The organism is Brevibacillus fortis (assembly GCF_046196545.1).
Classification (GTDB): domain Bacteria; phylum Bacillota; class Bacilli; order Brevibacillales; family Brevibacillaceae; genus Brevibacillus; species Brevibacillus fortis_A.
The window spans coordinates 4,777,887-4,800,832 of sequence record NZ_CP176370.1 but is presented as its reverse complement, the minus strand read 5'-3'; the positions used below and the strand labels follow the sequence as shown (position 1 = coordinate 4,800,832).

The 22,946-nt window shown below is 48.0% G+C and carries 21 protein-coding genes, 2 tRNA genes and 1 riboswitch; of the genes, 15 read left to right on the top strand and 8 right to left on the bottom strand.

The annotated features are described in order from the left end of the window. The first annotated feature begins 66 nt into the window (after window positions 1-66). The 9 genes from ACKKE8_RS23695 (at window position 67) to ACKKE8_RS23655 (ending at window position 9,768) form a co-directional block, all read left to right on the top strand. Window positions 67-1,353: a copper resistance CopC/CopD family protein gene (locus ACKKE8_RS23695; RefSeq protein ID WP_409175176.1), complete on the top strand. Its 1,287-nt coding sequence runs from the start codon at window positions 67-69 to the stop codon at window positions 1,351-1,353. Between the two features lie 15 nt (window positions 1,354-1,368). Beyond that, the gene (locus ACKKE8_RS23690) at window positions 1,369-1,992 is read left to right on the top strand and encodes a YcnI family protein (RefSeq protein ID WP_409175175.1); all 624 of its coding nucleotides are present in this window, start codon (window positions 1,369-1,371) and stop codon (window positions 1,990-1,992) included. 275 nt (window positions 1,993-2,267) lie between these two features. Continuing rightward, a complete protein-coding gene (locus tag ACKKE8_RS23685; RefSeq protein WP_409175174.1) occupies window positions 2,268-3,509 on the top strand; it encodes an MFS transporter in 1,242 nt (413 codons plus the stop codon). 152 nt (window positions 3,510-3,661) lie between these two features. Next, window positions 3,662-3,886 (top strand): WYL domain-containing protein, encoded by a 225-nt coding sequence (locus tag ACKKE8_RS23680; protein ID WP_409175173.1) that lies wholly within the window; start codon window positions 3,662-3,664, stop codon window positions 3,884-3,886. A gap of 97 nt (window positions 3,887-3,983) precedes the next feature. Next, entirely contained in the window at window positions 3,984-4,253 is a 270-nt protein-coding gene (locus ACKKE8_RS23675; RefSeq protein ID WP_409175172.1) for a hypothetical protein, read from the top strand. 243 nt (window positions 4,254-4,496) lie between these two features. After that, window positions 4,497-5,582, top strand: coding sequence for a ribosome small subunit-dependent GTPase A (rsgA, locus tag ACKKE8_RS23670; protein ID WP_409175171.1), 1,086 nt, complete (start codon window positions 4,497-4,499; stop codon window positions 5,580-5,582). A gap of 136 nt (window positions 5,583-5,718) precedes the next feature. Further along, a riboswitch (purine riboswitch) is annotated at window positions 5,719-5,820 on the top strand. A 230-nt stretch (window positions 5,821-6,050) separates the two neighbouring features. Further along, window positions 6,051-6,641 (top strand): xanthine phosphoribosyltransferase, encoded by a 591-nt coding sequence (locus ACKKE8_RS23665; RefSeq protein WP_409175170.1) that lies wholly within the window; start codon window positions 6,051-6,053, stop codon window positions 6,639-6,641. A 32-nt stretch (window positions 6,642-6,673) separates the two neighbouring features. Next, window positions 6,674-7,984: a nucleobase:cation symporter-2 family protein gene (locus ACKKE8_RS23660; RefSeq protein ID WP_409175169.1), complete on the top strand. Its 1,311-nt coding sequence runs from the start codon at window positions 6,674-6,676 to the stop codon at window positions 7,982-7,984. Window positions 7,985-8,664: 680 nt separating this feature from the next. After that, window positions 8,665-9,768 (top strand): hypothetical protein, encoded by a 1,104-nt coding sequence (locus tag ACKKE8_RS23655; RefSeq protein WP_409175168.1) that lies wholly within the window; start codon window positions 8,665-8,667, stop codon window positions 9,766-9,768. A 5-nt stretch (window positions 9,769-9,773) separates the two neighbouring features. Here the strand turns inward: ACKKE8_RS23655 and ACKKE8_RS23650 are convergent, their stop codons facing one another. From ACKKE8_RS23650 to ACKKE8_RS23640, 3 genes are all read right to left on the bottom strand, one after another. Next, complete coding sequence (locus ACKKE8_RS23650) at window positions 9,774-11,495, bottom strand: protoglobin domain-containing protein (RefSeq protein WP_409175167.1); 1,722 nt, start codon at window positions 11,493-11,495, stop codon at window positions 9,774-9,776. A 154-nt stretch (window positions 11,496-11,649) separates the two neighbouring features. After that, entirely contained in the window at window positions 11,650-12,075 is a 426-nt protein-coding gene (gene fosB, locus ACKKE8_RS23645; protein ID WP_409175166.1) for a metallothiol transferase FosB, read from the bottom strand. 98 nt (window positions 12,076-12,173) lie between these two features. After that, window positions 12,174-12,398 carry a hypothetical protein gene (locus ACKKE8_RS23640; protein WP_409175165.1) on the bottom strand — a complete coding sequence of 75 codons (225 nt, stop codon included), beginning with the start codon at window positions 12,396-12,398 and terminating at the stop codon, window positions 12,174-12,176. Window positions 12,399-12,532: 134 nt separating this feature from the next. Here ACKKE8_RS23640 and ACKKE8_RS23635 point away from each other — a divergent pair, with 134 nt between their 5' ends. The 4 genes from ACKKE8_RS23635 (at window position 12,533) to ACKKE8_RS23620 (ending at window position 14,029) form a co-directional block, all read left to right on the top strand. Then, window positions 12,533-13,012, top strand: a complete 480-nt coding sequence (locus tag ACKKE8_RS23635) for a hypothetical protein (RefSeq protein ID WP_409175164.1) — start codon at window positions 12,533-12,535, stop codon at window positions 13,010-13,012. Window positions 13,013-13,155: 143 nt separating this feature from the next. Further along, window positions 13,156-13,232 (top strand) — tRNA-Pro (locus ACKKE8_RS23630). A 17-nt stretch (window positions 13,233-13,249) separates the two neighbouring features. Beyond that, window positions 13,250-13,332: transfer RNA gene (locus ACKKE8_RS23625), tRNA-Leu, on the top strand. A 172-nt stretch (window positions 13,333-13,504) separates the two neighbouring features. Beyond that, window positions 13,505-14,029 carry a type 1 glutamine amidotransferase domain-containing protein gene (locus ACKKE8_RS23620; RefSeq protein WP_390299076.1) on the top strand — a complete coding sequence of 175 codons (525 nt, stop codon included), beginning with the start codon at window positions 13,505-13,507 and terminating at the stop codon, window positions 14,027-14,029. Between the two features lie 68 nt (window positions 14,030-14,097). Here ACKKE8_RS23620 and ACKKE8_RS23615 read toward each other — a convergent pair whose 3' ends face one another. The 4 genes from ACKKE8_RS23615 to ACKKE8_RS23600 are packed head-to-tail and all read right to left on the bottom strand — an operon-like array spanning window position 14,098 to window position 18,161. Then, window positions 14,098-14,250, bottom strand: a complete 153-nt coding sequence (locus ACKKE8_RS23615) for a hypothetical protein (protein ID WP_409175163.1) — start codon at window positions 14,248-14,250, stop codon at window positions 14,098-14,100. A 4-nt stretch (window positions 14,251-14,254) separates the two neighbouring features. Then, window positions 14,255-15,487, bottom strand: a complete 1,233-nt coding sequence (locus ACKKE8_RS23610; protein WP_409175162.1) for a Ger(x)C family spore germination protein — start codon at window positions 15,485-15,487, stop codon at window positions 14,255-14,257. Further along, on the bottom strand, window positions 15,480-16,586 hold the full coding sequence (locus ACKKE8_RS23605) for an endospore germination permease (RefSeq protein ID WP_409175161.1): 1,107 nt from the start codon (window positions 16,584-16,586) through the stop codon (window positions 15,480-15,482). The genes ACKKE8_RS23610 and ACKKE8_RS23605 overlap by 8 nt, the downstream gene beginning before the upstream one ends. Further along, window positions 16,587-18,161: a spore germination protein gene (locus ACKKE8_RS23600; protein ID WP_409175160.1), complete on the bottom strand. Its 1,575-nt coding sequence runs from the start codon at window positions 18,159-18,161 to the stop codon at window positions 16,587-16,589. 203 nt (window positions 18,162-18,364) lie between these two features. Between ACKKE8_RS23600 and ACKKE8_RS23595 the strand changes: the two genes are divergently transcribed. Next, window positions 18,365-20,038, top strand: coding sequence for a dynamin family protein (locus ACKKE8_RS23595; RefSeq protein WP_409175159.1), 1,674 nt, complete (start codon window positions 18,365-18,367; stop codon window positions 20,036-20,038). Beyond that, window positions 20,035-22,002, top strand: a complete 1,968-nt coding sequence (locus tag ACKKE8_RS23590; protein WP_409175158.1) for a dynamin family protein — start codon at window positions 20,035-20,037, stop codon at window positions 22,000-22,002. The genes ACKKE8_RS23595 and ACKKE8_RS23590 overlap by 4 nt, the downstream gene beginning before the upstream one ends. Window positions 22,003-22,076: 74 nt before the next feature. On the opposite strand, the gene ACKKE8_RS23585 is transcribed toward ACKKE8_RS23590, so the two are convergent. Continuing rightward, on the bottom strand, window positions 22,077-22,940 hold the full coding sequence (locus ACKKE8_RS23585) for a hypothetical protein (protein ID WP_409175157.1): 864 nt from the start codon (window positions 22,938-22,940) through the stop codon (window positions 22,077-22,079). Window positions 22,941-22,946: the final 6 nt, after the last annotated feature.

Sequence of the window (22,946 nt, the reverse complement as noted above, 5' to 3'; positions counted from 1 at the left end):
GGAGCCATATAGATTCTCGTACTATTTTGATAGGATTAAGGACGAAATAAGGAAGCAGGTGATAGGGTGACATACAACATCAGACATTATGCGGTTGTGTTTTTGCTCGCCTTCTTACTTGTACTGACAACGGGTATGACAACTGCTTACGCCCATGCTGGCTTGATGAGCAGCTCACCGCAAGATGGTGAGGTACTGAAGGCGAATCCAGGACAAATATCTGCGCGGTTTACCGAAACATTGGAGCCCGATCTTGTTAACGTGCGTCTATTTGACTGGGATGGCAAGGAAATAAAAGTGGAGCGGCCGACATTGCAGCCAGGCGACGCCTCGCAGCTGAATGCGAAACTGCCGAGCGATTTGGCTGAAGGGACGTATTCAGTTATCGTGTCAGTCGTTTCTGAGGACGGACATCCGATCGAAGAGAAGCTCACGTTTTCCATCGGACAAAAAAGTGCGGTTGTGGTTCCGCCAAGTGAGCAAAAAGCAGATTCAAGCTACTTGATCATGTACCGCTATTTGGCGCAAGGAATTATTCTCGTAGGTGGCGGCTTGTATCTGGTAGCGTGGGCAGCACAGCGTCATGGCTTGCCTTCGCTTGCCCAGCTCATCGGGATTGGCAGACAAATCGGATGGAGTTTGGCGATCATCGGACTTATATTTTTGTGGTTCTTGTATGACGAATCGTTAACCGCTGTATCACTTACGCAAGCATTGTGGCAGATGGACGGGAACTTGCTCAGTCAGTCTCCGTTTGCGATCATGCTGCTGGTGTCCTTTGCATTACTGCTATTAGTCGCGATTCCCAATATGGTGTCCGCCTGGTATGTGGGAATCTGGATTCTCGTGATCAGCACACAGGCTTTTGGTGGTCATGCATGGGGCATTGCGCCTGTCTGGCTGTCCATTTTGCTGAGACTGCTACATGTATTGACGGTCGCCGTGTGGATGGGGGCACTTGTCTACTTGCTACTTACAGTCAAAGCGGCTGAACGAGGACAGGAGTCATTCAAGAGGTTCTTTTTGCAGACAGTTGCTGTGGCGGCTGTGCTTGCCATCGTGACCGGTGTTGTCATGCTCATCGTGCAGACGGATGTCATGAACATTTTCCAGAGTGCAACGACATGGAGCTATCTGTTATACGGAAAAATCGCAAGTGTCTGCCTCATGCTGCTTCTAGCCTTTAGGCAAACAAGACGTTGGCGAACGAAAAATTCCTTGCAGCCAGCTTACTTGCGTTGGGAGATTGTATTCGGGATTATCGCAGTTCTGGCTGGAATTTGGATGAGCCAAATCAACTACCCGACTGCGACGACAAATAATCAGGCCGTGATTCAAACAGATTCAAACTAGGGAGGATTTCATACGATGAAAATGACAAAATGGATGAGCAGTATACTGGTAGCAGGTGCAGTTTTGACGTTGGCGCAAGCAGCACAAGCACATGTGAACGTATATCCGAAAGAGACTACTACAGGCTCCTATGAAAAATACACAGTGCGTGTCCCAGTAGAAAAAGACGTCAACACGACAAAAGTGAAGCTGGAATTCCCAGCAGGTGTAAAGGTAAATACCGTACAACCGATTCCGGGCTGGAGCTATGAGTTCGAAAAGGATAAAGAAGGTGTGAACACAGCGCTTGTGTGGACAGCAACAGAAGGCGGAATCAAGGCGCATGAGTTCCAAGAGTTCACGTTTGTCGGGGCAAACCCGAAAGAAGAGGGCCAATTGGCTTGGAAAGCTTATCAGACCTATGCAAATGGCGAGGTTGTGGAATGGACAGGGGACAAGGATTCCAAAACCCCAGCGTCTGTCACTACCATTAAGGCTGGTGTAGGCGAAGCAGGCCATGAGCATGGACAAGAACAAAAGCCAGCAACCGCTCCTGCCGGGGAAGCGGCGAGTGCAGGCAGCAACAATACCTTGCCATTGGTACTTTCTGGTTTGGCGTTGCTGATCTCCATCGTTGGTCTGTTTAGAAAAAAAGCGTAAGTGCTTCATAATCAAGCTGTGCAGTGTATCCAAACATGCTGCACAGCTTTTTCCATTGTGTGGCAATTAAAATAATTCTATAATAGCTGTAATTACTTTCGGAGGTGTATAGCACATGTTAAAAACACTATTCAGAGCAAGCAAGTACACAGGAAGGAAAAATATAACGGCAGCATGACGCTTACGCATTTTGCACAGTAGAGGATTGTAGAGTAACGATCAGTATGTGAAAACGGAACGCGTCATCTGCCTAAAAAAAGGTGGATACTGCTTCCATGTTCATGAATGCGACAAAAGTATATACGATCAAAAGTTTTTTGACTTCCCTGGCCAATACGACCATGTTCACGACCTATGCGCTTTACTATATTGTGACACTGGGTTTTAACCCGTTTGAATTGCTTTTGATCGGGACGGTATTGGAGTTATCCGTGTTGGTGTTTGAAGGGATAACAGGAGTCGTTGCGGATACGTACAGTCGCCGTCGCTCCGTCATTATCGGGATGTTTTTGCTGGGAATCGGGTTTGCGATGCAGGGGATCGTTCCCGCGCTTGATGCTTGGGTACCGTTGATTTCTGTCTTCGGCTTGGTGCTGTTTTCGCAAGTCGTCAATGGTCTCGGGTATACGTTTATCAGTGGAGCGGATACTGCATGGATCGTGGATGAGGTTGGAGAAGAGAAGATCGGTACGATTTTCATGAAGGCCAAGCGCTACTCCTTGTTTGGGAATCTGCTCGGGATTCCACTAAGTGTGGCTTTGGCAACACTCGCTCCCCATTTGCCTTACCTCATAGGTGGCCTCATGTATCTAGGGCTTGGTGTCTTTCTGATTCTGTTCATGAAGGAGACCAGTTTTGTTCCTCGTGAGCGTGAGCAAGGTGCTTCACACGTGAAGGAAATGATTCAGACATGGACTTTGGGTGCGAAAGTGATTGGCAGTCAGCCGATTCTAATGTTGATCTTGTTCGTGACACTATTTACGGGTGCAGCTTCTGAAGGATATGACCGTTTGTGGGAAGCGCATTTGATCGCTGAAATTGGCTTCCCAGAGCTCGCTGCTATTTCGATGCCAATGTGGTTCGGAATCATTGCCGTACTCGCAAGCTTACTTGGCCTCATTGTCGTAGGCGTTGTGGAAAAAAGGCTGGATGTGAACAATGAGCGTGTTGTCCTTGTGGGCATGTTCACGTTGACAGGACTCAAAATTGCAGCGATGATTGCTTTTGCCTATTCCCCTAGCTTTAGTTGGGCATTAGTAGCCTTGCTGTTGATCGGTGTAATCCAGTCATTAAGCAGTCCACTGTATGATACGTGGCTGAATCTGAACATTGAGAGCAGTGTGCGAGCGACGGTTTTGTCGATGATGGGTCAGTCCAATGCCTTGGGACAAACGGCAGGTGGTCCGGCTGTCGGATGGATCGGGACCCGTTTTTCGATTCGCGCTTCGCTGGTTGCGGCGGCCATCTTGTTGGCACCGATTCTGATTGTGTTCGGACGTGCGCTTAGAAGGCGCTGAGTTGTAACAAGCATAAGGCATGTGTCCATTTTTAGGGCGCATGCCTTTTTTTGAGGCAATCGTTGGGTGTTGCAAACAAACTTGCGAACGGATGTTCTCTTTTGGTATGATGATCTCAACAACAAGAAGACACATTTTGTGGTGGTGACAGCATGATGATTCTGGAGTTGAGAAGGTACGCAGCCCGGCAGCAAGCAGTGGAGATCATCTATTTGAAGAAGGATGGAGAGGCTAGCAGGCGTACGATCCGTATCGTGCATATCGATGAGCACAAAGGGAGTCTGAAAGCATACTGTTATATGAGGAAGGCGTATCGTGTATTTGTGTTGGATAACATTTTGGCGATCGCACCTGTATCTGGACATTTTGCCGGATGAAAAGGAATCACCCTCCACGCCTCCAGCCTATTCCAGCCATACTATGTTATACTAAATAGGTAAACAACTTCAAAAAAGAGGAAGGGCGGGGACAACAATGGAGTTCTTCATTGTCATCGTCATCATGTTTTTGATCGTAGTATTTGTCTTGGCGTCCAAAGCCACAAAAGGCGGAAGTGGACGCACTCATTCCTCTTCAGACAGTGGAGGCGGAGCCTTCTATGTCGACAGCAATCACAATCACAATCACCATCATCGAAATCACGACTCAGGCGATCGTTGGGATAGCTATGACAGCGGAAGCGATAGCGGTAGTGGTGGAGACAGTGGTGGCGGAGATAGCGGAGGCGGCGGCGGGGGAGATTGACGCTGTTGCATTTTGTTTCATTATGGTACAATAACTGGGAAATATGATTCCAAACCTGAATGGTAGGTTTGCTAAAGGAGAGATGTTTTATGGTAGCCATCAAATTTGTTCAGAGTGTCGTAGTCGGGGTCACAGGAATCCTCCTTTCAAGCGAACAGTAATACCGTTCACCAAATGAGGATTCGACTGTGACTGGTTCTGGCTGATAGCCATATATTTAACCAATTGCAGGGGGAATCCGCAGTGAATCAACTAACCAATCAACAAGTATTGCAATCTATGGGCTGGAATGAGTATTTTGCTAATCATTTTGCCCCTTATGCCGAGCAAGGCTACAGTGTGGGACGTATCACACTCGAACATAAACGTATTTATCGTCTGTGGAGTGAGCATGGCGAGCTCTTGGGCGAAGTAACGGGTAAGCTTCGTTATGAAGCCATCGGACGAGAAGATTTTCCGGCTGTCGGGGACTGGGTAGTGATCAGTGCTCGTCCAGAGGAAAAGAAAGCCTCCATCCACGGACTTCTTCCACGTAAGAGCAAGTTTTCCCGCAAAGTAGCTGGGGATACAGTGGAAGAGCAGATTGTGGCGGCAAACGTCGATACGGTTTTCCTCGTGAATTCCTTAAATAATGATTTAAATCTGCGCAGGCTAGAACGCTATCTCATTCTTGCGTGGGAAAGTGGAGCCAATCCGGTGATTATACTTTCCAAAGCCGATTTGTGTGACGATCTGGATGCGTGCATGGCAGAGGTAGAATCAGTTGCGATCGGCGTACCTGTTCACGTAGTCAGTGCTGAGCAGGGAGAAGGACTGGATCAGCTCGCGCCCTATCTGGGCGAGGGCCAGACGATTGCCTTGATGGGTTCCTCTGGTGTTGGCAAATCCACGTTGATCAATAAATTGAGCGGGGCGGAGATGCAAAAAGTCAGTGGCGTGCGTGAAGGTGATGATCGTGGCCGCCATACAACGACACATCGCGAACTGTTCCGATTACCGAGTGGTGCTCTGATGATCGATACACCGGGTATGAGGGAGCTGCAGCTCTGGGAGGCAGATGAAGGCTTCCGCGGTGCCTTTGACGATATCGAGTCCATTGCGGAAACATGCCGTTTCAATGATTGCAAGCATATGCGCGAGCCTGGCTGTGCTGTTCAAGCTGCCATCCAAGCTGGATCATTGGAAAAGGCACGCTTTGACAGTTACCTGAAGCTTCAACGCGAATTGGCACATCTGGCGCGTAAGGAAGACGCAAGGCTTGCAGCCGCTGAAAGGGATAAATGGAAAAAGCTCAACGTTCAAATGCGGCAGAAAAAACCGAAGCGATAAACACGAGAGCCCTTGAGAAATCAGGGCTCTTTCCTTTATATGGACAAGTAAGCGCTTCTTTTTGTTTTCCAAAATTAACGCTTGCTCACAACGCGGGAGTTATGATAGATTTGGTCAATACTCGTTATTACACTTCAAAATAAATAGATAGGTAGCTCGTATAATTTTGGGAATAAGGCCCAACCGTTTCTACCAGGTGACCGTAAATCACCTGACTACGAGTGAAAGTGCGTCTAGGGTTCCGTCTCTTTCTTTCCTATTCCAATAATAGGGTTGGAAGAAAGCTGGTCCGAGCGACGCAGGCACGAATGATGTGTCACACCTAAGGGATAAAAGCCCAGAGGGACAGTTTCACTTGGCGTTGGTTTGTTACGTAGCCCGCTTGTGACACTGTCCGCTCTGGGCTTTCTATATTTCAGCAGGCCGCATGTAAAAATGGCCGGAACCATATCCGAGGAGGAAGAATTAATGAAAGAATTACAAGAGCGCATCGTACAGGACGGCAAGGTACTGTCGGCATCCGTTTTGAAGGTGGATGCGTTTTTGAACCACCAGGTAGATCCACAATTGACGATGAAGATCGGACAGCGCTTTGCCGAGCTGTTCGCTGGTGAAAAAATCACAAAAGTCGTGACGATTGAGGCAAGTGGAATTCATTTTGCTATGGCGACTTCCTTTGCGTTGGGTGTTCCCTTTATCTACGCGAAAAAGAAAAAAGCTGTCACGTTGACAGAGGAAGTATACTCTGCTCCAGTTCATTCCTTTACCCGTCAGGAAACGTATCAAATCAGTGTTTCCCGTCAGTATTTGTCCAAAGAAGACCGCGTATTGATTGTCGATGACTTCTTGGCTACCGGAGCTGCTCTCGTGGGACTTACGAACATTGTCAAAGATGCCGGTGCTCATCTTGTAGGGGTTGGCGCTGTTATTGAAAAAAGCTTCCAGGAAGGCCGCGGTCTCTTGGAGCAAGCTGGCGTACGAATCGAATCTTTGGCACGTATTGAATCGATGTCACCAGAAGGCATTCACTTTATTGAAGAAGAGCCTGTACGCGTATAATCAAAAAATCAATAGGAGGTAAGGGTTCACTCATGCTAGCCAAACATAAGATTGTTACTTTGGGCTTACAGCACATTCTTGCCATGTATGCAGGAGCCGTCGTCGTACCGTTGATTATCGGTGGTGCTTTGAATCTGACTCCTACGCAAATCGCTTATTTGATTGCTGCCGACCTTTTCACATGTGGAATCGCGACGCTTTTGCAAGTCCTTGGCACACGCTATACAGGGATTCGCCTTCCCGTTGTACTAGGCTGTACGTTTACAGCAGTAGGACCGATTATCGCGATTGCTTCAACGAGTAATCTAGCGACCGCTTACGGTGCCATCATCATATCGGGTATATTCGTTGTCTTGGCAGCTCCGCTGTTTGGCAAGCTGCTGCGCTTTTTCCCAACCGTGGTACAGGGTTCAGTCGTTACGATCATTGGACTGTCGCTCATTCCCGTTGCGATGAACAACGCGGCTGGCGGACAAGGTATGCCGGACTTTGGACAACCGCACAATTTGCTTTTGGCTTTAGGAACGTTGGTTATCATCTTGCTTATTAATCGTTTCTTTACCGGGTTTATTCGTGCGATTTCCGTATTGCTCGGCTTGATTGTTGGTACAGCTGTAGCTTACATGATGGGTATGGTCAGCTTCGCGAGTGTTGCGGAAGCCTCTTGGTTTAGCGTGGTTGAACCGTTTTACTTCGGTACACCACAGTTCAGTATTGTGGCCATTGTAACCATGATTCTCGTCAACATCATCAGCATGGCTGAGTCCACAGGCGTTTACTTTGCACTCGGTAAAGTGACCGATACAAAAGTAACAGATCAAGATGTAGTCAAAGGATTGCGCGGGGAAGGGGTCGCAATTGTACTGGGCGGCATTTTCAACGCATTCCCTTACACGGCTTTTTCGCAAAACGTCGGTCTGGTTTCCTTGACTGGCATTAAATCACGCGACGTGATGATTGGTGCCGGGGGAATCCTGGTAGTTCTCGGATTACTGCCGAAGCTGGCTGCTTTGACAACGGTCATTCCTAATGCAGTATTAGGTGGAGCAATGATCGCGATGTTCGGGATGGTTGTTGCATCTGGTATCAATATTCTCTCGCAGGTTGACCTGAACAAAAACGAAAATCTGCTGATCGCTGCTTGCAGTATCGCTGTTGGACTAGGCTCTGCTGCCGTTCCGGCGATGTTTGATCAACTGCCTACGTTGGCAAAAATGATGCTGCAAAATGGTATCGTGACAGGTTCTTTGACGGCAATCATCTTGAATATCTTGCTTGTTCACACGAATAAAAAAGCATCTCAGACTGCTCCGGCAAATGTAACTGTTTCGGAAGCGTCTTAAGCTTATCAAAACAATGAACCGCCATTTCCTGATTAGATAGGAGGTGGCGGTTTTTGCGTTGGAAATGTGGCTGTGGTGAAGAGAAGAATATTTCCAGTCTAGGCTCCAGGCTCCGTCCCTCGGGGGAGTGTGAACTGCCCGCTCCGAAGGGATTCGCGGGGAAACGCAAAAGTGGTAGCCGCTTCGTCGCGTGGGCACGGTTGCGTTTCTGTTGCCCGCGAATCCCTTCTCCGCTAGGTAGGACTCCACAAGTCGCTACGTCTGGAAATATTCTTCTCTGTCGTTCCTGATGATATCCTTACATTCTTTTAAGGCTTTTAAAAACCGATTAATACGGAAAGCTCGTAGAGGAAACAGGAGAAATAAGCGAAGATCTTTGGGACACAACCGAGGCGCAATGGAAAAAGAGAAACACGCCTTTAAGCGTCCACCTCTGAGAAGCCTCCTTGAACCTCTACTTTGGACGCGGTTTCGCTTTTTCCATGGAGCCGTGCAGTCAATCCCCCTAGCAGGTGGTCCAAGAAGCTGGAGCGTTTTCTCCTGTTTCCTCCCACCACGACAGCTCGAATAACAGATCTTAAAAAAGGCTTCCCCGCCATGACAAGCGTCCAACAGTGCTGGCCAAGTTTTACATACGATGACCATGTAAAACAAACTACCTCCAGAAAGGAAGGGGTGCCATGGCAACCTTTCAGGAAGCGCTCCTGGCCAAGAAGCATTTGGTTAAAAGGTGGAAGCGAATGCCGGGCGTAATTGGCATCGGGATTGGCTACGCAAACGGAAAAAACAAAAAAGGCGGCGCCTGCATTGTGATGTATACCGTCAATGCGAGTGCCGCGGTGAAGAAGGTATGCCCGAGTTGTGTCCTTGTCAAAAGACAGATGGCGACAGCCCATGTATCCGTTCCTGTTCGAACTGTCACCTCTGGACGGTGCCATTGTCATCCTGCTGTACGTCCCTTTGCAACGAATTATCGCAGCAGAATCAGACCTGTGATCGCTGGATACAGCGTCGGCTACCCAGGGGCGTCCGGAACGGCTGGTTTAATCGTTGCGCGAGGAGGCCAACGGTTTGTGTTGAGCAACAATCACGTCCTGAATCGTAACAATACGAGCGGCTATACCGAGACCATCCAGCCTGGTGGAGCAGACGGAGGCCGTTCAGGAAGAGATCGAATCGGACGCTTGTATCGCTATGTTCGTCTTCGGAAAAATGCAGTGAATCGAATGGATGCAGCGATTAGTATCCCTACGTCCAATCGCCTCCTTGCCCCTCGCTATGCAACAGTGGGCAGAGTACCAGGTGTTATTCGCTCGTATGGCATCGGGCGCAGATTGAAAAAAGTGGGCCGTTCATCAGGGCTGGCATGGGGAACGGTTGAATCGATCCACACCGATATTGATGTCAGTTACGGGAACTACGGAGGACTAGGGACCATTCGTTTTCGGAATCAGACAGTCATCAGAAGTACGGTTCCCATCTCCTTGCCTGGAGATTCCGGCTCAGTTTGGCTGACCGCGGGCAATTACGCTGCAGCAGTGAATTTTGCTGGTTCGGCAAATGGCAGACTCTCGATTTCGTATCCGGTTGTCTGGGCATTGCAAGCGTTTGGCGTCGGGGTAGCAAGATCAGCAGGGACAACTGGCAGGGCAGTTGCCAAAGCCAAAAGAGTCAGGAGAAACAACGCTCGTACGAGACCGCTATCTACCGCAGAGTTAAATCGTGTCCCAACAAAAAAAGCTGCCTCAAAAAGGCAGCCGGGCAAGAAAAAGACGAATAAATAATGGCATTAGGAAACTTCTTTGGCTAACTGATCCAGTACGTTGAGAATGCGTTGTGAGATATCTTCTAGCGTATCAAACGTAGCTTCTGCTTCCTCTAGTTTTCCTTGCTTGACGAAGTGGTAAATCCGCCGAACAATTTCGTGGAACTGTCGATGAGGCGCTTCTAATTGCTTGAAAGAGGGCAAGGTGCTCACAGATGGATTGTTCAGGGCCTCGTCATACCAAATCCCCAAGCGGCATTGATGATGGTCAACGAGTTCTTTTTCATCAATGTGGTGATACCCAAGCATGAAGTTGTACAGCCACCATTTCCATAAGAGATGGTCGGTTTTGACGATTCGCAAGTAATGCTTGGTCTTTAAGTGGCTCGTTTGTGTGATGCTCAGCTTGTGCAGGCTGTTAATGCCAGCGCCAACATCATAGACGTTTTTACCTACATTCGAGACGTGCGAAGAGACTTGCTCCATATTCGTCAGAACTTGCGATATGCGCATCGAAATATCATCCGTGGCAGCAGACTGCTCTTGTGCCAATGCTGCGATGTGTCCGGTGGAATTCCCGACAGTCTCAATATTTTGCACAATCTCTCCTAATATCCCAATCGCATCCCGTGTCTGACTCACTTTATCGCTAAAATGGTCGCTCATGAGAGTGGCCGTTTCTTTTACCTGGACAGCTTCATTTTGGACATTGTTGATTGTGGCTGTAATGCTTTGAACGGATTGCTTGGTCTGTTCAGCGAGCTTTCGCACTTCATCTGCCACGATAGCAAAGCCGCGCCCGTGTTCGTTCGCTCGCGCTGCCTCAATCGACGCATTCAATGCAAGAAGATTGGTTTGATCGGCAATATTACGTATGACTTGGACGACCTGGGAAACTTCTGCAATGGACGTCATTAACTGCGAAATTTTTGTTTGCATCTCTTGGAATTCATCTGCCATGGAAAGAAAGCTGGTCAATGACTCTTGGATAATATCTTTGCCCATCGTCGCTTGCTCGATTGTAGTGGAAGCACTCTCTGCAACAGAGACAGCTGATTGAGCCACTTTTTGCACAGATTCGCTTAGTTGCTCGGCAGCAGATCCCACATTGCCAGCTTCTTCTGTCGTATCCTCAAGCGTGTCCAGCACATGCTTGAATTTATCGATCTGAATCACTAACTCCAGAACTTCGCCCAGGCGATCAATGACTTTGTAATCATTATCTTCCTGATACGATTGGAGGACGACTTGCGAATCAAGCGTGATGATCTTCATGAGTGCCAACAGGACGGAAGATAGTTCTTGGGGACGTTTCGAATAGGTGTTGACGATTGCGGGAATCAAATATTCATAGACCCGCAAGTAAGAGCCCGTATACCATTCTGGCGCAAGTCCAATCTTGCTGTGAACCTCTCCGATTTTCTTGCGCCCAGCTACATAAGCGTCATCTAGCTTTGCATGTGGAAGCGATTGCAAATAGTGACGAAAGGATACGGCCAATCGATCAACCGTCGTATGCGTTTCGATGATTTGCATAAGATGGGAGTATTGGCGAAGCATGTGGTAATGACGCTCTGTAATAGCCTCTAGGTGTTGGGTTAGGAGTGGTTCAATTTGTTTCAACCGATCAAGGTCTGTCTGATTCATTTGCAAAAAATGAACTTTTCCCTGTAGCTGATCGGGCATTTGGACATCGCTTTTTTGAATTGAGGCGGTAACGGTTTGAGCGCCACGCTTACCAAACATAAAATCCCTCCATATTTTTACGGAAAACGGGCCTATTCATAAAAAGAATAGGCCATAAGTGCTTTTTAGATTATAGCATCCACGAATGGAGTTGAATCTTTGGAACTATTGTGATTTTGTGAAAAGTATATTAAGAAATGGGCAGCGTCATCCATTATTCAAAAAAGGTCATGTGATGCTTTTCGTCCCGGTAATAAGCGAGACGGTCGTGGAGAGTGCCTGTATGTAATTCGAACTTATGCCCATCAGGGTCGGTGAAATAAATGGAGCGCTTATCCCGCTCCGAACGATCCCGTCCATGCAAAATGGTAACGCCGTGCTTTTCTAAATGAGTGTACCACTCATCAAATGACTCTTCTGTGATCGTGAAGGCCATGTGCGTATAGGAGTGAGCAATTTCATTGCGTGGGATGTCTGGTTCCTCATTCAGCGCCAACCAGTAGCCATTCAGGTCAAAGTAAGCCAGTTTGCGACCTCGTACAAGTGGTTTGGCATGCAGTACATCCCGGTAAAAACAAAAAGATACCTCTAGATCAGAGACAGAAAAAAGTAAATGATTCAATCCTTGGAGTTGCGGCAATACGTCCCCCACCTTTTTAGCAATAATCTTGCAACTATTGCTATTGTATGGGGAAAACAGGCAAACCACCAGTCTTCGCGGGTCTGCCTGCAATTCGTTTAGGATTTGCTTTGTTGAGCTTGCGCTTGGGATTGCAATGTGGATTGGACCTGAGAAACCATCGTTTGCGCTTGGGCAATTTCTTGAGATGCTTGCTTCAAGGCTTCTTCCGCGAGCTGTGGATTGGCTGCAGATTGTTCGATCGCTTGCGTAATCATATTTTTCGCTAGAGTGCTGGCTACCTCTGCTTTTTTAAGCGAGTCGGTGTTAATTTGGCTAGGCATAGTATACCTCCTGCGGTTTTTGGATGAATGGAACACCGTATTAATTTGCCCCGCACGCAACGGTTTATGTATATAGATAGCGTCCAACCGTTTTCCTCCCGCGATGCATAGTCTGACAGGGGGAGGGACGTCAGATGAAAAAGCAATGGGTGCAAGTCATTCGATTGGCAGAGCAAGCATTCTTTACGATTATCTTTTCAGCGCATAAGCGGGTGGGGGATCGCGGAATCATTTTGCCAAAGCGGTTTCATTCCAAGTTGAAAATTCGCCGTTTCCTGCAAAAATTTATGACCCCTTGTCTGGCAAATCGAGTGATCGGCAATCTTGATTTGCGGCGAATTAACGGACGACTCGCAATCCCTGTAGGTGACACGATAGGGGCACCACCAATTGTAAAATCAAAGGTCCTGTCTTCGGGCAGCAGGTGTGCGACACTTGTGGTATGGTTTGCCTTTGATTCAAGTGATCGATTTTTCCGTGTGTACCAGTTGAAAAAGCTTCCGAATGGGCGCTGGATCGTTGTAGGGCGTCATCCGCTGGACTATCCGTTTAACCTTCCGCAGGATTTCCTGAAACGACAAATACCATGCGGAAAAATCTTTACAACATGGTGAGAGAAGTTAAAAACCAGGAAAAAATGACTATCTTCCAAAAAAATCCGGTATTGATATTGGTTCAATTTGCCTGTATAGTATGTAAGTGTTGCAATACTTATCGGAAATTGTCGAATGAGAGAAGGTCCGATATTGCTGGCAATCGGGAAGTAGCTCAGCTTGGTAGAGTACTTGGCTTGGGACCAAGGGGTCGCAGGTTCGAATCCTGTCTTCCCGACCATGTTTTCATTTGAATAGGCCGGTATGGCGGAATTGGCAGACGCGCGCGACTCAAAATCGTGAGGGAAACCGTGGGGGTTCAAGTCCCTCTACCGGCACCAGCAATCTATACATATGGTTTTCGTTATAAGGTGGGGAACAGTGAGTAGGCCTGTTTCTCACTTTTTTTTTGCGGTCATTACATCAAGGTCATGCTTGATCGACGTACCTGCTGTCTTTTCCTTTTGTACCTGCTACAATAGCTTAGTATAGAAGGAAAAGGAGGCGAGAACGTTGAGACTTGCAGGAAAACAAGTGGTTTGCTTCGTCGAAAGTGAATTTGAGGATCTCGAGCTCTGGTATCCGGTGATGAGACTGCGAGAAGAAGGCGCTACCGTCCATTTCGTCGGCCCGAAGGCGAATCACGTCTACATAGGGAAGTACGGTGTACCGTGTGAGGCTGACAAAGCGATGGCAGAGGTCAATCCTGCCGACTATGCAGGTGTACTCGTTCCAGGAGGGTGGGCACCTGATAAGCTGCGCCGCTATCCAGAAGTGCTGTCGTTTGTTAGTGCGATGCACGAGGCAAAAAAACCGATTGGACATATTTGTCATGCGGGATGGGTGCTTGCTTCCGCAAAAATTTTGCGAGGGGTAACCACGACATCGACGCCAGGCATTAAAGATGATATGGAGAATGCAGGCGCGATTTGGGTAGATGAAGAGGTCGTGGTAGACGGTCACATTGTTGGTTCACGAAGACCGCCTGATTTGCCTGCGTATGCCAAAGCGTTTGCTGATTTGCTGGCACAACAATAGGAAACGGAAAATAAGGGCTTGCTCAAGATGATGAGTAAGCCCTTGTTTTGATATTGATAGAGGTTTTGTTACGAATTGGAGTTATTCCGTTTCTTCCACGGCGGATCGCCTAACTCATGAATTTTGTTGTTGATTTTGTAAAAAAGATAGGGAATCAAAAACGCCAACACCGTCCCTGCGAAGGTCAAATATGGAGGGACTACACCTAAAAATTTGAACATGGGATCACCTGCTGGTTTGGCGTTCGGTACGGTTGATCGCACCGATATTGCGTAGATAAACCTTTGCTTGAACGGTTATCTCACTTTTTTCATACAAACGCTGCCCTATTTCCCAATCCTGCTGAATTTTTTTCCACAACGAGAAATGATGCTGCTTGAGATAGCTGCCAAGCTTGATGACATCCACTTTCATTTGATTATGGACTTTCCTGATGGTGTCATTGCTCATTCGCTCGATTTCTTGGGCAAACACTTGTTCAAGCTTCTCCATCGCAATGTTATTCAAGTAATCCATTGTGGCATAAGACTCGGCCAATGTGCCTTCACATTCGATTTCTATCGTGAATTTCATGTGCTGCCGATCTCGTAAATCTGCCTTAATGCTATGCTTGATCCCTTGGATGTTCATCGAGACGAGATTGTTTTTAAACTTACCTTTTAGCATGCCGCCGTTAATATTTCCCGTGAGAAAATTCAGTCCCTCCGTCTCTTCTTCCCCGAGAAAACCCACCATCTGATTGTCATAAGAAAAAACGGCCGCACCTGCTAATTTTACCTCTTGCTCTTCGGGTCTGATTCGCGGAACCACAAAACTGTAAGGGCTGAGAAGCTCCTCGTGGACATCGCCCAATCGGACATCTGAAAGCATGCGGGAATTTTTATCGTCATTCTCCGCGACAGAGTTGACGTAAATTGCTGGTAGCTTTTCTGTTTTCGGTTTGACTTCCAGTACTTCTTTGGCAAGACCTTTTGAGATAAAGACCTTGCTGCTTCGTCTTGAGTCTGGATCACGCAGATAGAAATCGAGTGCCTTGGCAAAACCGTCTTTGGTGCGGGCGACATCCTCAGAAACGATCAGGATCTTCATATGCTGATAAAACGGGGATCGGCTGGTTCGGGTAGCCAATTCGCGGGAAATCTCAAAGAGGGAATCCCCTTCGGATATGAGATTGTGAAAAGCCTCATTGGCTGTGTTTTGCCCGCCTCCGCTTCCTTGACCTCCGGAGACCAATCCACCGGGAACGACAAATTGATGTGTGACGAGAAAGCGCTCTTTTACGGGGGGTTTGTCTGGAGCCTCTTGCTTGGCTTGCTGCTCGGTTTCCTTCGTACGAGGTGTATCAACCGCTACGCCTACCACAAATCCTCGTTCCTCAATTTGAACCTGATCCCAGCATCCAGCCAGCAACGTCGAGAGAAGCAGGTACATACAAAAGGCAGTGAGCTTTCTATTCATGTCCCTTTACACCTCGTATGACAGCGATGAGGAGCAGAAAAATCGGACATAAATAGACGACGATCATTCCGAAATAGGTGATGCTGTCTGCAAACGTGAAGAAATCAACCAGGTTTTGCGGGAGCATCGCGACAAAATAAATCAGAGGGGAAAGAATGAGCACCCAAACCGTTTTGCGCACCTTGTGGAACATGGACTGCAAGTTGAGCACCGTAATATCGAGCCACATCGCACAGGTGTTGAAGATCGTCATGATCCAGATGGTAAAGAAGATGGATTCCACCCGTTCAAAGAAGCCGCCAGGGATTTCTACCTCTTTTGCCAGCTCGATGGTTGGATAGGTCAAGTTCGTTGCAACGTCAGCAGAGAAGACCCCGATGACAAACATGTAGATGGTCAGGTAGAGCAGAATGGGAATCGAGAGCCCTAACGTTACGGCCCTTGCCCCTTCCTTAGGCTTTTTCATCAGCATGGTGTAAAACAGGATAATCTCGAAGCCTGAATAAGAAAGTCCGACCGCTCTGGTGCCTTCCAAGAGAGAGCGCCAGTCTGAAGAAAAGAAGGGACGAATATTTTCGATCTCAAATAACTGGGTGGTAAACAACAGGACGACGAACATGACGACAAGGACCACAGGCAAAAACAGCAAGTTGAGCCGCAGCATGGAAACGCGTGTTCCAACTACGGCATATTGAACGATCAAGAGAAAGGAGAGCGTGATCATTTCAACCGGGGTATTGTAAAACAGGTATTGCTTCGCGATGTTTCCGATCGCCCTGATCTCAAACGATACAAAAAGCATGGCGTAAATACAGACGAGAAAGGTCAGGATGTAGCCGATAGGCTTGCTCGCGATGATGGAGGTGTAATCAAAGAAGGTTTGTCTGGGAAACCGAGCAGCCAGCTTGGCAAGCAGCCAGCCAATCACGCACACACAAAAACCGCTGATCACGACGGAAATCCACCCATCGAATGCTCCAGTTGCCTTGGCTAAGGAGCGGGGAAAGGTCAGGATGCCGACGCCAATTGTCATCGAGGCAATGTTAATCCCCATATGATTTTTGCTGATCATTTTCTCCGCCAAGGTTTGTGAACTCACTTACGACCCTCCTCTATTCATTCGATTTTCGTCTTTCGGGTGAAGAGCATCTGGTCGAGTTTTCAAAAAGGTAACAGGTGCACGCAAAATCATATCCTTCCAATCCCGTGGCATCTGTGGAGCAAGAGGTGCCAAATAAGAGTACCCGATGCTGGTCAGATTGGATAAATGAGTCATGATGACAATCAAGCTTAACACCACGCCATAAATACCAAAAATGGCTGCCATAAACATCGCAAAAAAACGGATCATCCGAAAGGCGATGGCGAGGTGATAAGCTGGGATGGCGAACGAAGCGATAGCAGTAAGAGCGACGACGATGACCATGACAGGGCTGACGATGCCCGCAGAAACCGCAGCGTCACCGATGACGAGACCGCCGACGATCCCGATTGTCTGGCCGATCGGCTTCGGCAAGCGCAATCCGGCTTCCTGCAACAGCTCCATCGTTGTCACCATCATGATCGCCTCTACGAATGCGGGAAAAGGAACCCCATCACGTGTGGCCGCAATCGAGAAGGCGAGATCAGACGGGATCAAGCCGGGATGAAAGGTGACGAGAGCAATATAAAAAGCAGGTGAATAGACGGCCAGAAAAGCTGCCAAATACCGTAAAAGCCTTGCTAAACTACCTACAATCCAACGCTCATAGTAGTCTTCTGGCGAATGCATCAGCAAGCCGATGGTAACAGGCAAAATGAGCACCATGGGAGTCCCGTCGAGCAAAATCGCAACACGGCCTTGAAACAGCGCAGCGCTCACTTTATCGGGACGCTCCGTGTTATGAACCTGAGGAAAGGGAGACAGAAAATCATCCTCAATCCATTGCTCGATAAAACCCGACTCTTCTACCTCGTCGACATCGATGGTGGAGATTCGCCGTCTCACTTCATTCAATAATTCTGAATCAACGATGTTCTCAATGTAGGCGATGATCAGGTCTGTCCTGCTTCGTCTCCCCACGATGGCCCCTTCAAAGCGCAAGTTCGGGTCTTTGACACGTCTGCGTATATGAACGGTGTTGTCCCGGATACTCTCCGAAAAGCCATCCCGGGGACCTCGAACCAGTCCTTCGGAGACCGGCTCCTCGACAGAACGGGTTTTCCATCCCTTGCTGTCAATAATAATGACTTCGGCCGATCCATCTACGAAAAGAGCTGTATCCCCAGAAAGAATGCTTTCGAGTGTTTTTGTCAAATCGGTTGCTCTCGATATCTCGACGACAGAAAGGACTTCCTCATAGAGCATCTGGACAATCTCATCTGGTTCAGTCGGCACCATTTTGGAAGCAGTCGAGATCATCAACTGGATATGTCTGAGTACTTGCGTATCCAGCATATCGCAGTTCGCCAATCCATCAATCGCAATAACGGCACAGGAATGGTTGGTGTTGCCGATAAAAAAGGAACGAGTTAATAAATCGTGTGGGCTGCCCAGCACGGTCTTGAACGTCTCTATGTTTTGCTGCAAACTGGTCGATAGCGTAAGCGCAGGATCATTTCGCTGCTGTAAGCGCTGCGCGATAAGAGAGGGAGTTTTCTTTTGGCGACGCTGGGACAAAAATCTGCGCATCATTTGAAGTTCCTCCCGTTCAGAATGCGAATATCATGTTAGTGCGATTTTTTCCAGATGAGAGGAAAATTATGCGGAAGAATAGGCGAATGCTAAATCTTTCATAGTTTTGAATTGAACTCATCTGTGACCTATGATACATTCGGCATGGTAGAATAGAGTGTAGTTCGTCTTTTTTGAACAGGTATTAAGTAGAGAGAGTAGGAATGATGGAGAAGGGTGGAATAGAAGTGCTTGACAGTCAAGTATTGATCCGGGAAACGGACTTTTCCCGACTGGCACATACATGGGAAGAACTCGCGGAAGTAATGAAATCGCAGGGAGACGAAACGACGCCTCACAAGCTCATTCAACTGGCTGCGAAAACAAAGCGCGCTGAGCTGAATATTGCGTTTTGCGGACATTTTTCTGCTGGAAAATCTACGATGATTAACACGCTTTTGGGTGTCAATTTGCTGCCGTCCAATCCGATTCCGACTAGTGCGAATGTCGTCAAGATTCGCGGTGGAGAAAAAGCGGCTCGCGTTTTCACCATGAACAGCGGAGTCCTTACATTTGATCCAGATACGGAGATGGAGAAGCTCAAGCAGTTTGCTGTTGACGGAGATACGGTAGAATCCGTAGAGGTTTCCTATCCGGGAACATTCCTTGACGAATACGCCAGCTTGCTCGATACACCGGGTATTGACTCCACGGATGCGGCACACAAAATCGCTACGGAATCTGCGCTGCATTTGGCTGACGTCGTCATTTACATGATGGATTATAACCATGTTCAAGCCGAAGAGAATTTCAACTTTACGAAGACGTTGAAGGACCGTGGCAAGCCAGTCTATCTGGTTGTGAACATGATCGATAAACATATTGATTTTGAATTGGATTTCGATAGCTATAAGGAAAGTGTCGAGGAGGCATTCGCGACCTGGAATATTCATCCGGATGGTATTTTTTACACGTCGCTTGCGGAACCAGATCATCCTGAGAACATGTATGAGGAATTTAAGGGCATGCTTGCGCAGTTGATCGCTGATCGTGAAAAGCTGGTAGGCAAGAGCGTCCGCAGTGCTGCCGAGCATTTGATCGACGAACACATCCAAGTAGTAAGAACAAGCCAGGCAGATCAACGCCAGCAGTGGGAAGCCCAGTTGGATACTATGGAGGTGGAAGGCATCGACAGTCGTAATGCAGCGGCTGTGCAGAAAGCGCTTGAGCAGGAGGAAGCGACAGCAGCGGCTCTCGAGCAGCGTGCCGAGGATGCCAGAATGCAGATGGAAAAAGAACTGAGTGTACTTTTGGACAATGCTCGTTTGACTTATTTCAGCACGAACGAAGCAGCACGAAGCTACTTGGAGAGCCGCAAACCGGGCTTCAAGGTGGGATTGTTGTTTGCAGGCAAGAAGACAGAGGAAGAACGCGCACGTCGCGAAGAAGCGCTTCTCGTTGAGTTCCGCGAAAAAGTGGCGGGAAATCTCGACTTCCATTTCAAAGAATGGCTAGGCAAGCAGCTGCAAGTGTTTGATTTGCGGAGCGAAGAATATCATGCAAGCGTTCACGCGACCAAGATTGATATTACGGGCGAGTTCCTGAGCAAGCACATCAAAGAGGGTGCTGCCTCGAGTGAGTACGTTCTGAACTACTGTGCGGATATTTCCAGCGGGATGAAGCTGGAGTACAGACGCGTGGGTCTATCCTTTATTGCACAAGTGGTTGAGATGATCAAGGAACATGTGCGTGTAGAAAGTGCAGCTCAAAGCGAGCGCCTTGGCGTATTGCGCGAAATGGCAGCACTGCATCAAAAGCTGGCAGGACTGGCAGCGAGAGAAGAAGAAACCAAGGGTCGTCTGTTGGCGATTATGCGTGAAGGAGAACAAGTAGCATGAATCAACTACGAGACAAACTAATTGCGGCAGCAGAGCGTCTGCGGCGCGCAAGTGAAGAAGTCGTTTCTGTACCAGGGATGCAAGCACAGGCACAGGCGATGCTGGATCGAGCAGATCGCCTGACTGCCAATCGTTTTACTGTCGCACTGTTTGGTGCATTCAGTGCAGGGAAATCGTCTTTTGCGAATGCCTTGATGGGCGATCTCGTGCTTCCAGTATCACCGAACCCAACAACAGCAGCTATCAACAAAATCATGCCGCCAACGGATACACACCCGCATGGCACTGTTCGTGTCGTCATGAAAGAGCGTGAAGCCATTGAGCAGGACGTGATCCGTTCCCTTGCTGTCTTTGGTATGATTGCTACTGATCTCGAAGGGGCACTGGCAGAGCTGGGCAAGATCGACGTCGCCCAAATTCCTCCGACGGCAAAACCGCATTACACCTTTTTGAAAGCTGTTACAAAGGGGTTGCCAGAGATGTCGGCTCATCTGGGCGGCGAGCTGCTGGTTGATATGCAAGCGTTCAAAGGGTTTGTGGCAAAGGAAGAAAAAGCTTGTTTCGCAGAGTACATCGAGCTGTTCTATTCTTGTCCACTGACCGATCAGGGAATTGTTCTGGTAGATACCCCTGGTGCTGACTCCATTAACGCACGTCACACAGGTGTGGCGTTCGAATACATGAAAAACGCGGATGCGGTCCTGTTCGTGACGTATTACAACCACGCCTTTGCACAGGCTGACCGCGAATTTTTGCTGCAAATGGGGCGCGTCAAGGATACGTTTGAAATGGACAAAATGTTCTTTATCGTCAATGCTTGTGACCTCGCAGCGAATGAAGAAGAATTGCAGGGTGTCCTTACCCACGTAGAGAAAAACCTCCTCTCGTGCGGCATTCGCCTCCCACGTATTTATCCGGTGTCCAGCCAGACTGCTCTGTTGGCACGGATGCATGAAAAAGGCAAGCTGGCAGCTTCTGCGGAGAAAGTATACCGCCAGCGCACGAATACGGCTGAAGGCGAGCCGCTGATGCCGGCAGATGAAGCATTCAAGTTCTCGGGAATGGCTTCGTTTGAAGCAGAGTTCCTCCGCTTTACGATTGAAGAGCTGACGCAAATTGCTGTGAATGCTGCAATCGGTGAAATCCGTCGCGCCCATGATACCTTGACAGAGTTCATGCGTATGGCACAGTCCGGGGAAGACGAGCGTCTTTCGCGCAAAGAAGCAGCAAGCAATGCCAAGACACAGGCTCTGTCAGCTGTTGAAGCACTGTCTACCGCTTCGTTCGAGCGCGACTTGGCAAAAGAGCGCGAGGAGCTGCTCTACTACGTTCGCCAGCGCTTGTTCTTCCGTTTCAACGAACTGTTCAATCTCGCTTTTAACCCGGCTGTCATCAAGGACGATGGACGCAACATGAAGCAAGCGCTGCAAGGATGCTTGACTGATCTTCTGCGTTCGATCAGCTACGACTTGGCGCAGGAACTGAGAGCGACTACCCTTCGTTTGGAGAAATTCACGAACAAGCAAGGGACATCACTTGTTGCGGCGTGGCAAAAGGATGCACAAGGCTACGCAGCAGGGTTGACCTTGGCACCTTATCAGCAGCGACAGGTGGAAACATTGTCTTTTGCTAACGAACTGCCAGTAGCCGAATCTTCATTTGCATCAGCGATTTCCTTGTTCAAAAACACCAAAGACTTTTTCGAGCAGGATGGCAAAGTGAAAATGCGTGAAGAACTGGAGAAGCGCATGCAAGAACCAGTGAGCGCGTATGTAGAAATCGGAAACAGGCAGCTGGATGAGCAGTTTTCTACACTGTTCCAAGAGCTGGTGGCAAGTGAGCGCAATCGCGTCATCGACCAGATCAACGAGTATTTCACAGGTCTGTTTGCGGCTCTTGAGATGAACATCGATCTCGACGAGCTGGCGGCAAAAGTAAGTCGTGTGGCGGCTGAGTTGGAGTAGTCGGAACATAATAGCGAAAAGGGCAGTCCCCAAGTCTTGTACAGACCAGGGATTGCCCTTTTTTCAGGTATCTATCATACTACCCGCAGCAAAATATGTTCGAATCCGTCTTCGTCTTCCTCGGGCTGAAAAATAACAGTCCACGTCAATGTCTCATCAAAAATGTACATATCGATAGTGAAGCGCCCATAGTTTTCCAGCAGATATTTTGCGTCCATCTTCATTACTTTGTCGCGTATCATCTCTTTTCCGAACGTACTAAAACCTTCCCAAAAAACGAGTACCTCACCTTTTTCAAGCAAAAACGTTTCCGCTTCATTTTCGGACATACCCTCTCTGACGATACCTTTATCGTTGTTATTGAATCTCGCTAAGTCCCAGAGGCAACCTTGGTACTGTGTGATATATCGGTTATATACAAATCGGCGAAAGCTACAGCTTTCTACATCGTAAAATATGGAAATATATCGTTCTTTTAATGACTTTGAAAAGTCTTTCTCTAAAGATGGAATCGTACGTGTATTCACGACATCAGGACTATATTGAACTGGTCGATAGAAAAATTCTTGTGTATCACCATTTTTTTTGGTCTCTTTGGTAGAAAATCCATAGCTCATTTCTTCGATATAATTTGTCCTAGCAAACATATCTAGTTCGTACTGCAATTGACTCTTGTGAAGCTTGGCAAATTCTCCTGCTGGTATCGTTTTCACATAGCACCCATCTGGAATGTGTTCAATATGACTCACTCTTTTCCCGATGATCGTGCCATCTGAATCCCACACCTCAAATATTTTTTCTGGCTCAAGTACATGCTCGATCCCCGTAAGCCGAGGATTGTAAAATTGTGCGTAATCATCGCCGTGAGAATCGAAATCCAAATCCTCTGGGACCCCAATGACGATCATCTCGTCGAGTTTACATATGTCCAGCCTCATGGTTCC

Coding starts and splice junctions, on each gene's coding strand:
- ACKKE8_RS23680 (WP_409175173.1), top strand. CDS start 3,662: ATGATGATTCTGGAGTTGAGAAGGTACGCAGCCCGGCAGCAAGCAGTG.
- ACKKE8_RS23660 (WP_409175169.1), top strand. CDS start 6,674: ATGCTAGCCAAACATAAGATTGTTACTTTGGGCTTACAGCACATTCTT.
- ACKKE8_RS23675 (WP_409175172.1), top strand. CDS start 3,984: ATGGAGTTCTTCATTGTCATCGTCATCATGTTTTTGATCGTAGTATTT.
- ACKKE8_RS23615 (WP_409175163.1), bottom strand. CDS start 14,250: ATGTTCAAATTTTTAGGTGTAGTCCCTCCATATTTGACCTTCGCAGGG.
- ACKKE8_RS23595 (WP_409175159.1), top strand. CDS start 18,365: ATGATGGAGAAGGGTGGAATAGAAGTGCTTGACAGTCAAGTATTGATC.
- ACKKE8_RS23590 (WP_409175158.1), top strand. CDS start 20,035: ATGAATCAACTACGAGACAAACTAATTGCGGCAGCAGAGCGTCTGCGG.
- ACKKE8_RS23655 (WP_409175168.1), top strand. CDS start 8,665: ATGGCAACCTTTCAGGAAGCGCTCCTGGCCAAGAAGCATTTGGTTAAA.
- ACKKE8_RS23585 (WP_409175157.1), bottom strand. CDS start 22,940: ATGAGGCTGGACATATGTAAACTCGACGAGATGATCGTCATTGGGGTC.
- ACKKE8_RS23610 (WP_409175162.1), bottom strand. CDS start 15,487: ATGAATAGAAAGCTCACTGCCTTTTGTATGTACCTGCTTCTCTCGACG.
- ACKKE8_RS23640 (WP_409175165.1), bottom strand. CDS start 12,398: ATGCCTAGCCAAATTAACACCGACTCGCTTAAAAAAGCAGAGGTAGCC.
- ACKKE8_RS23685 (WP_409175174.1), top strand. CDS start 2,268: ATGTTCATGAATGCGACAAAAGTATATACGATCAAAAGTTTTTTGACT.
- ACKKE8_RS23600 (WP_409175160.1), bottom strand. CDS start 18,161: ATGATGCGCAGATTTTTGTCCCAGCGTCGCCAAAAGAAAACTCCCTCT.
- ACKKE8_RS23635 (WP_409175164.1), top strand. CDS start 12,533: ATGAAAAAGCAATGGGTGCAAGTCATTCGATTGGCAGAGCAAGCATTC.
- ACKKE8_RS23665 (WP_409175170.1), top strand. CDS start 6,051: ATGAAAGAATTACAAGAGCGCATCGTACAGGACGGCAAGGTACTGTCG.
- ACKKE8_RS23690 (WP_409175175.1), top strand. CDS start 1,369: ATGAAAATGACAAAATGGATGAGCAGTATACTGGTAGCAGGTGCAGTT.
- ACKKE8_RS23650 (WP_409175167.1), bottom strand. CDS start 11,495: ATGTTTGGTAAGCGTGGCGCTCAAACCGTTACCGCCTCAATTCAAAAA.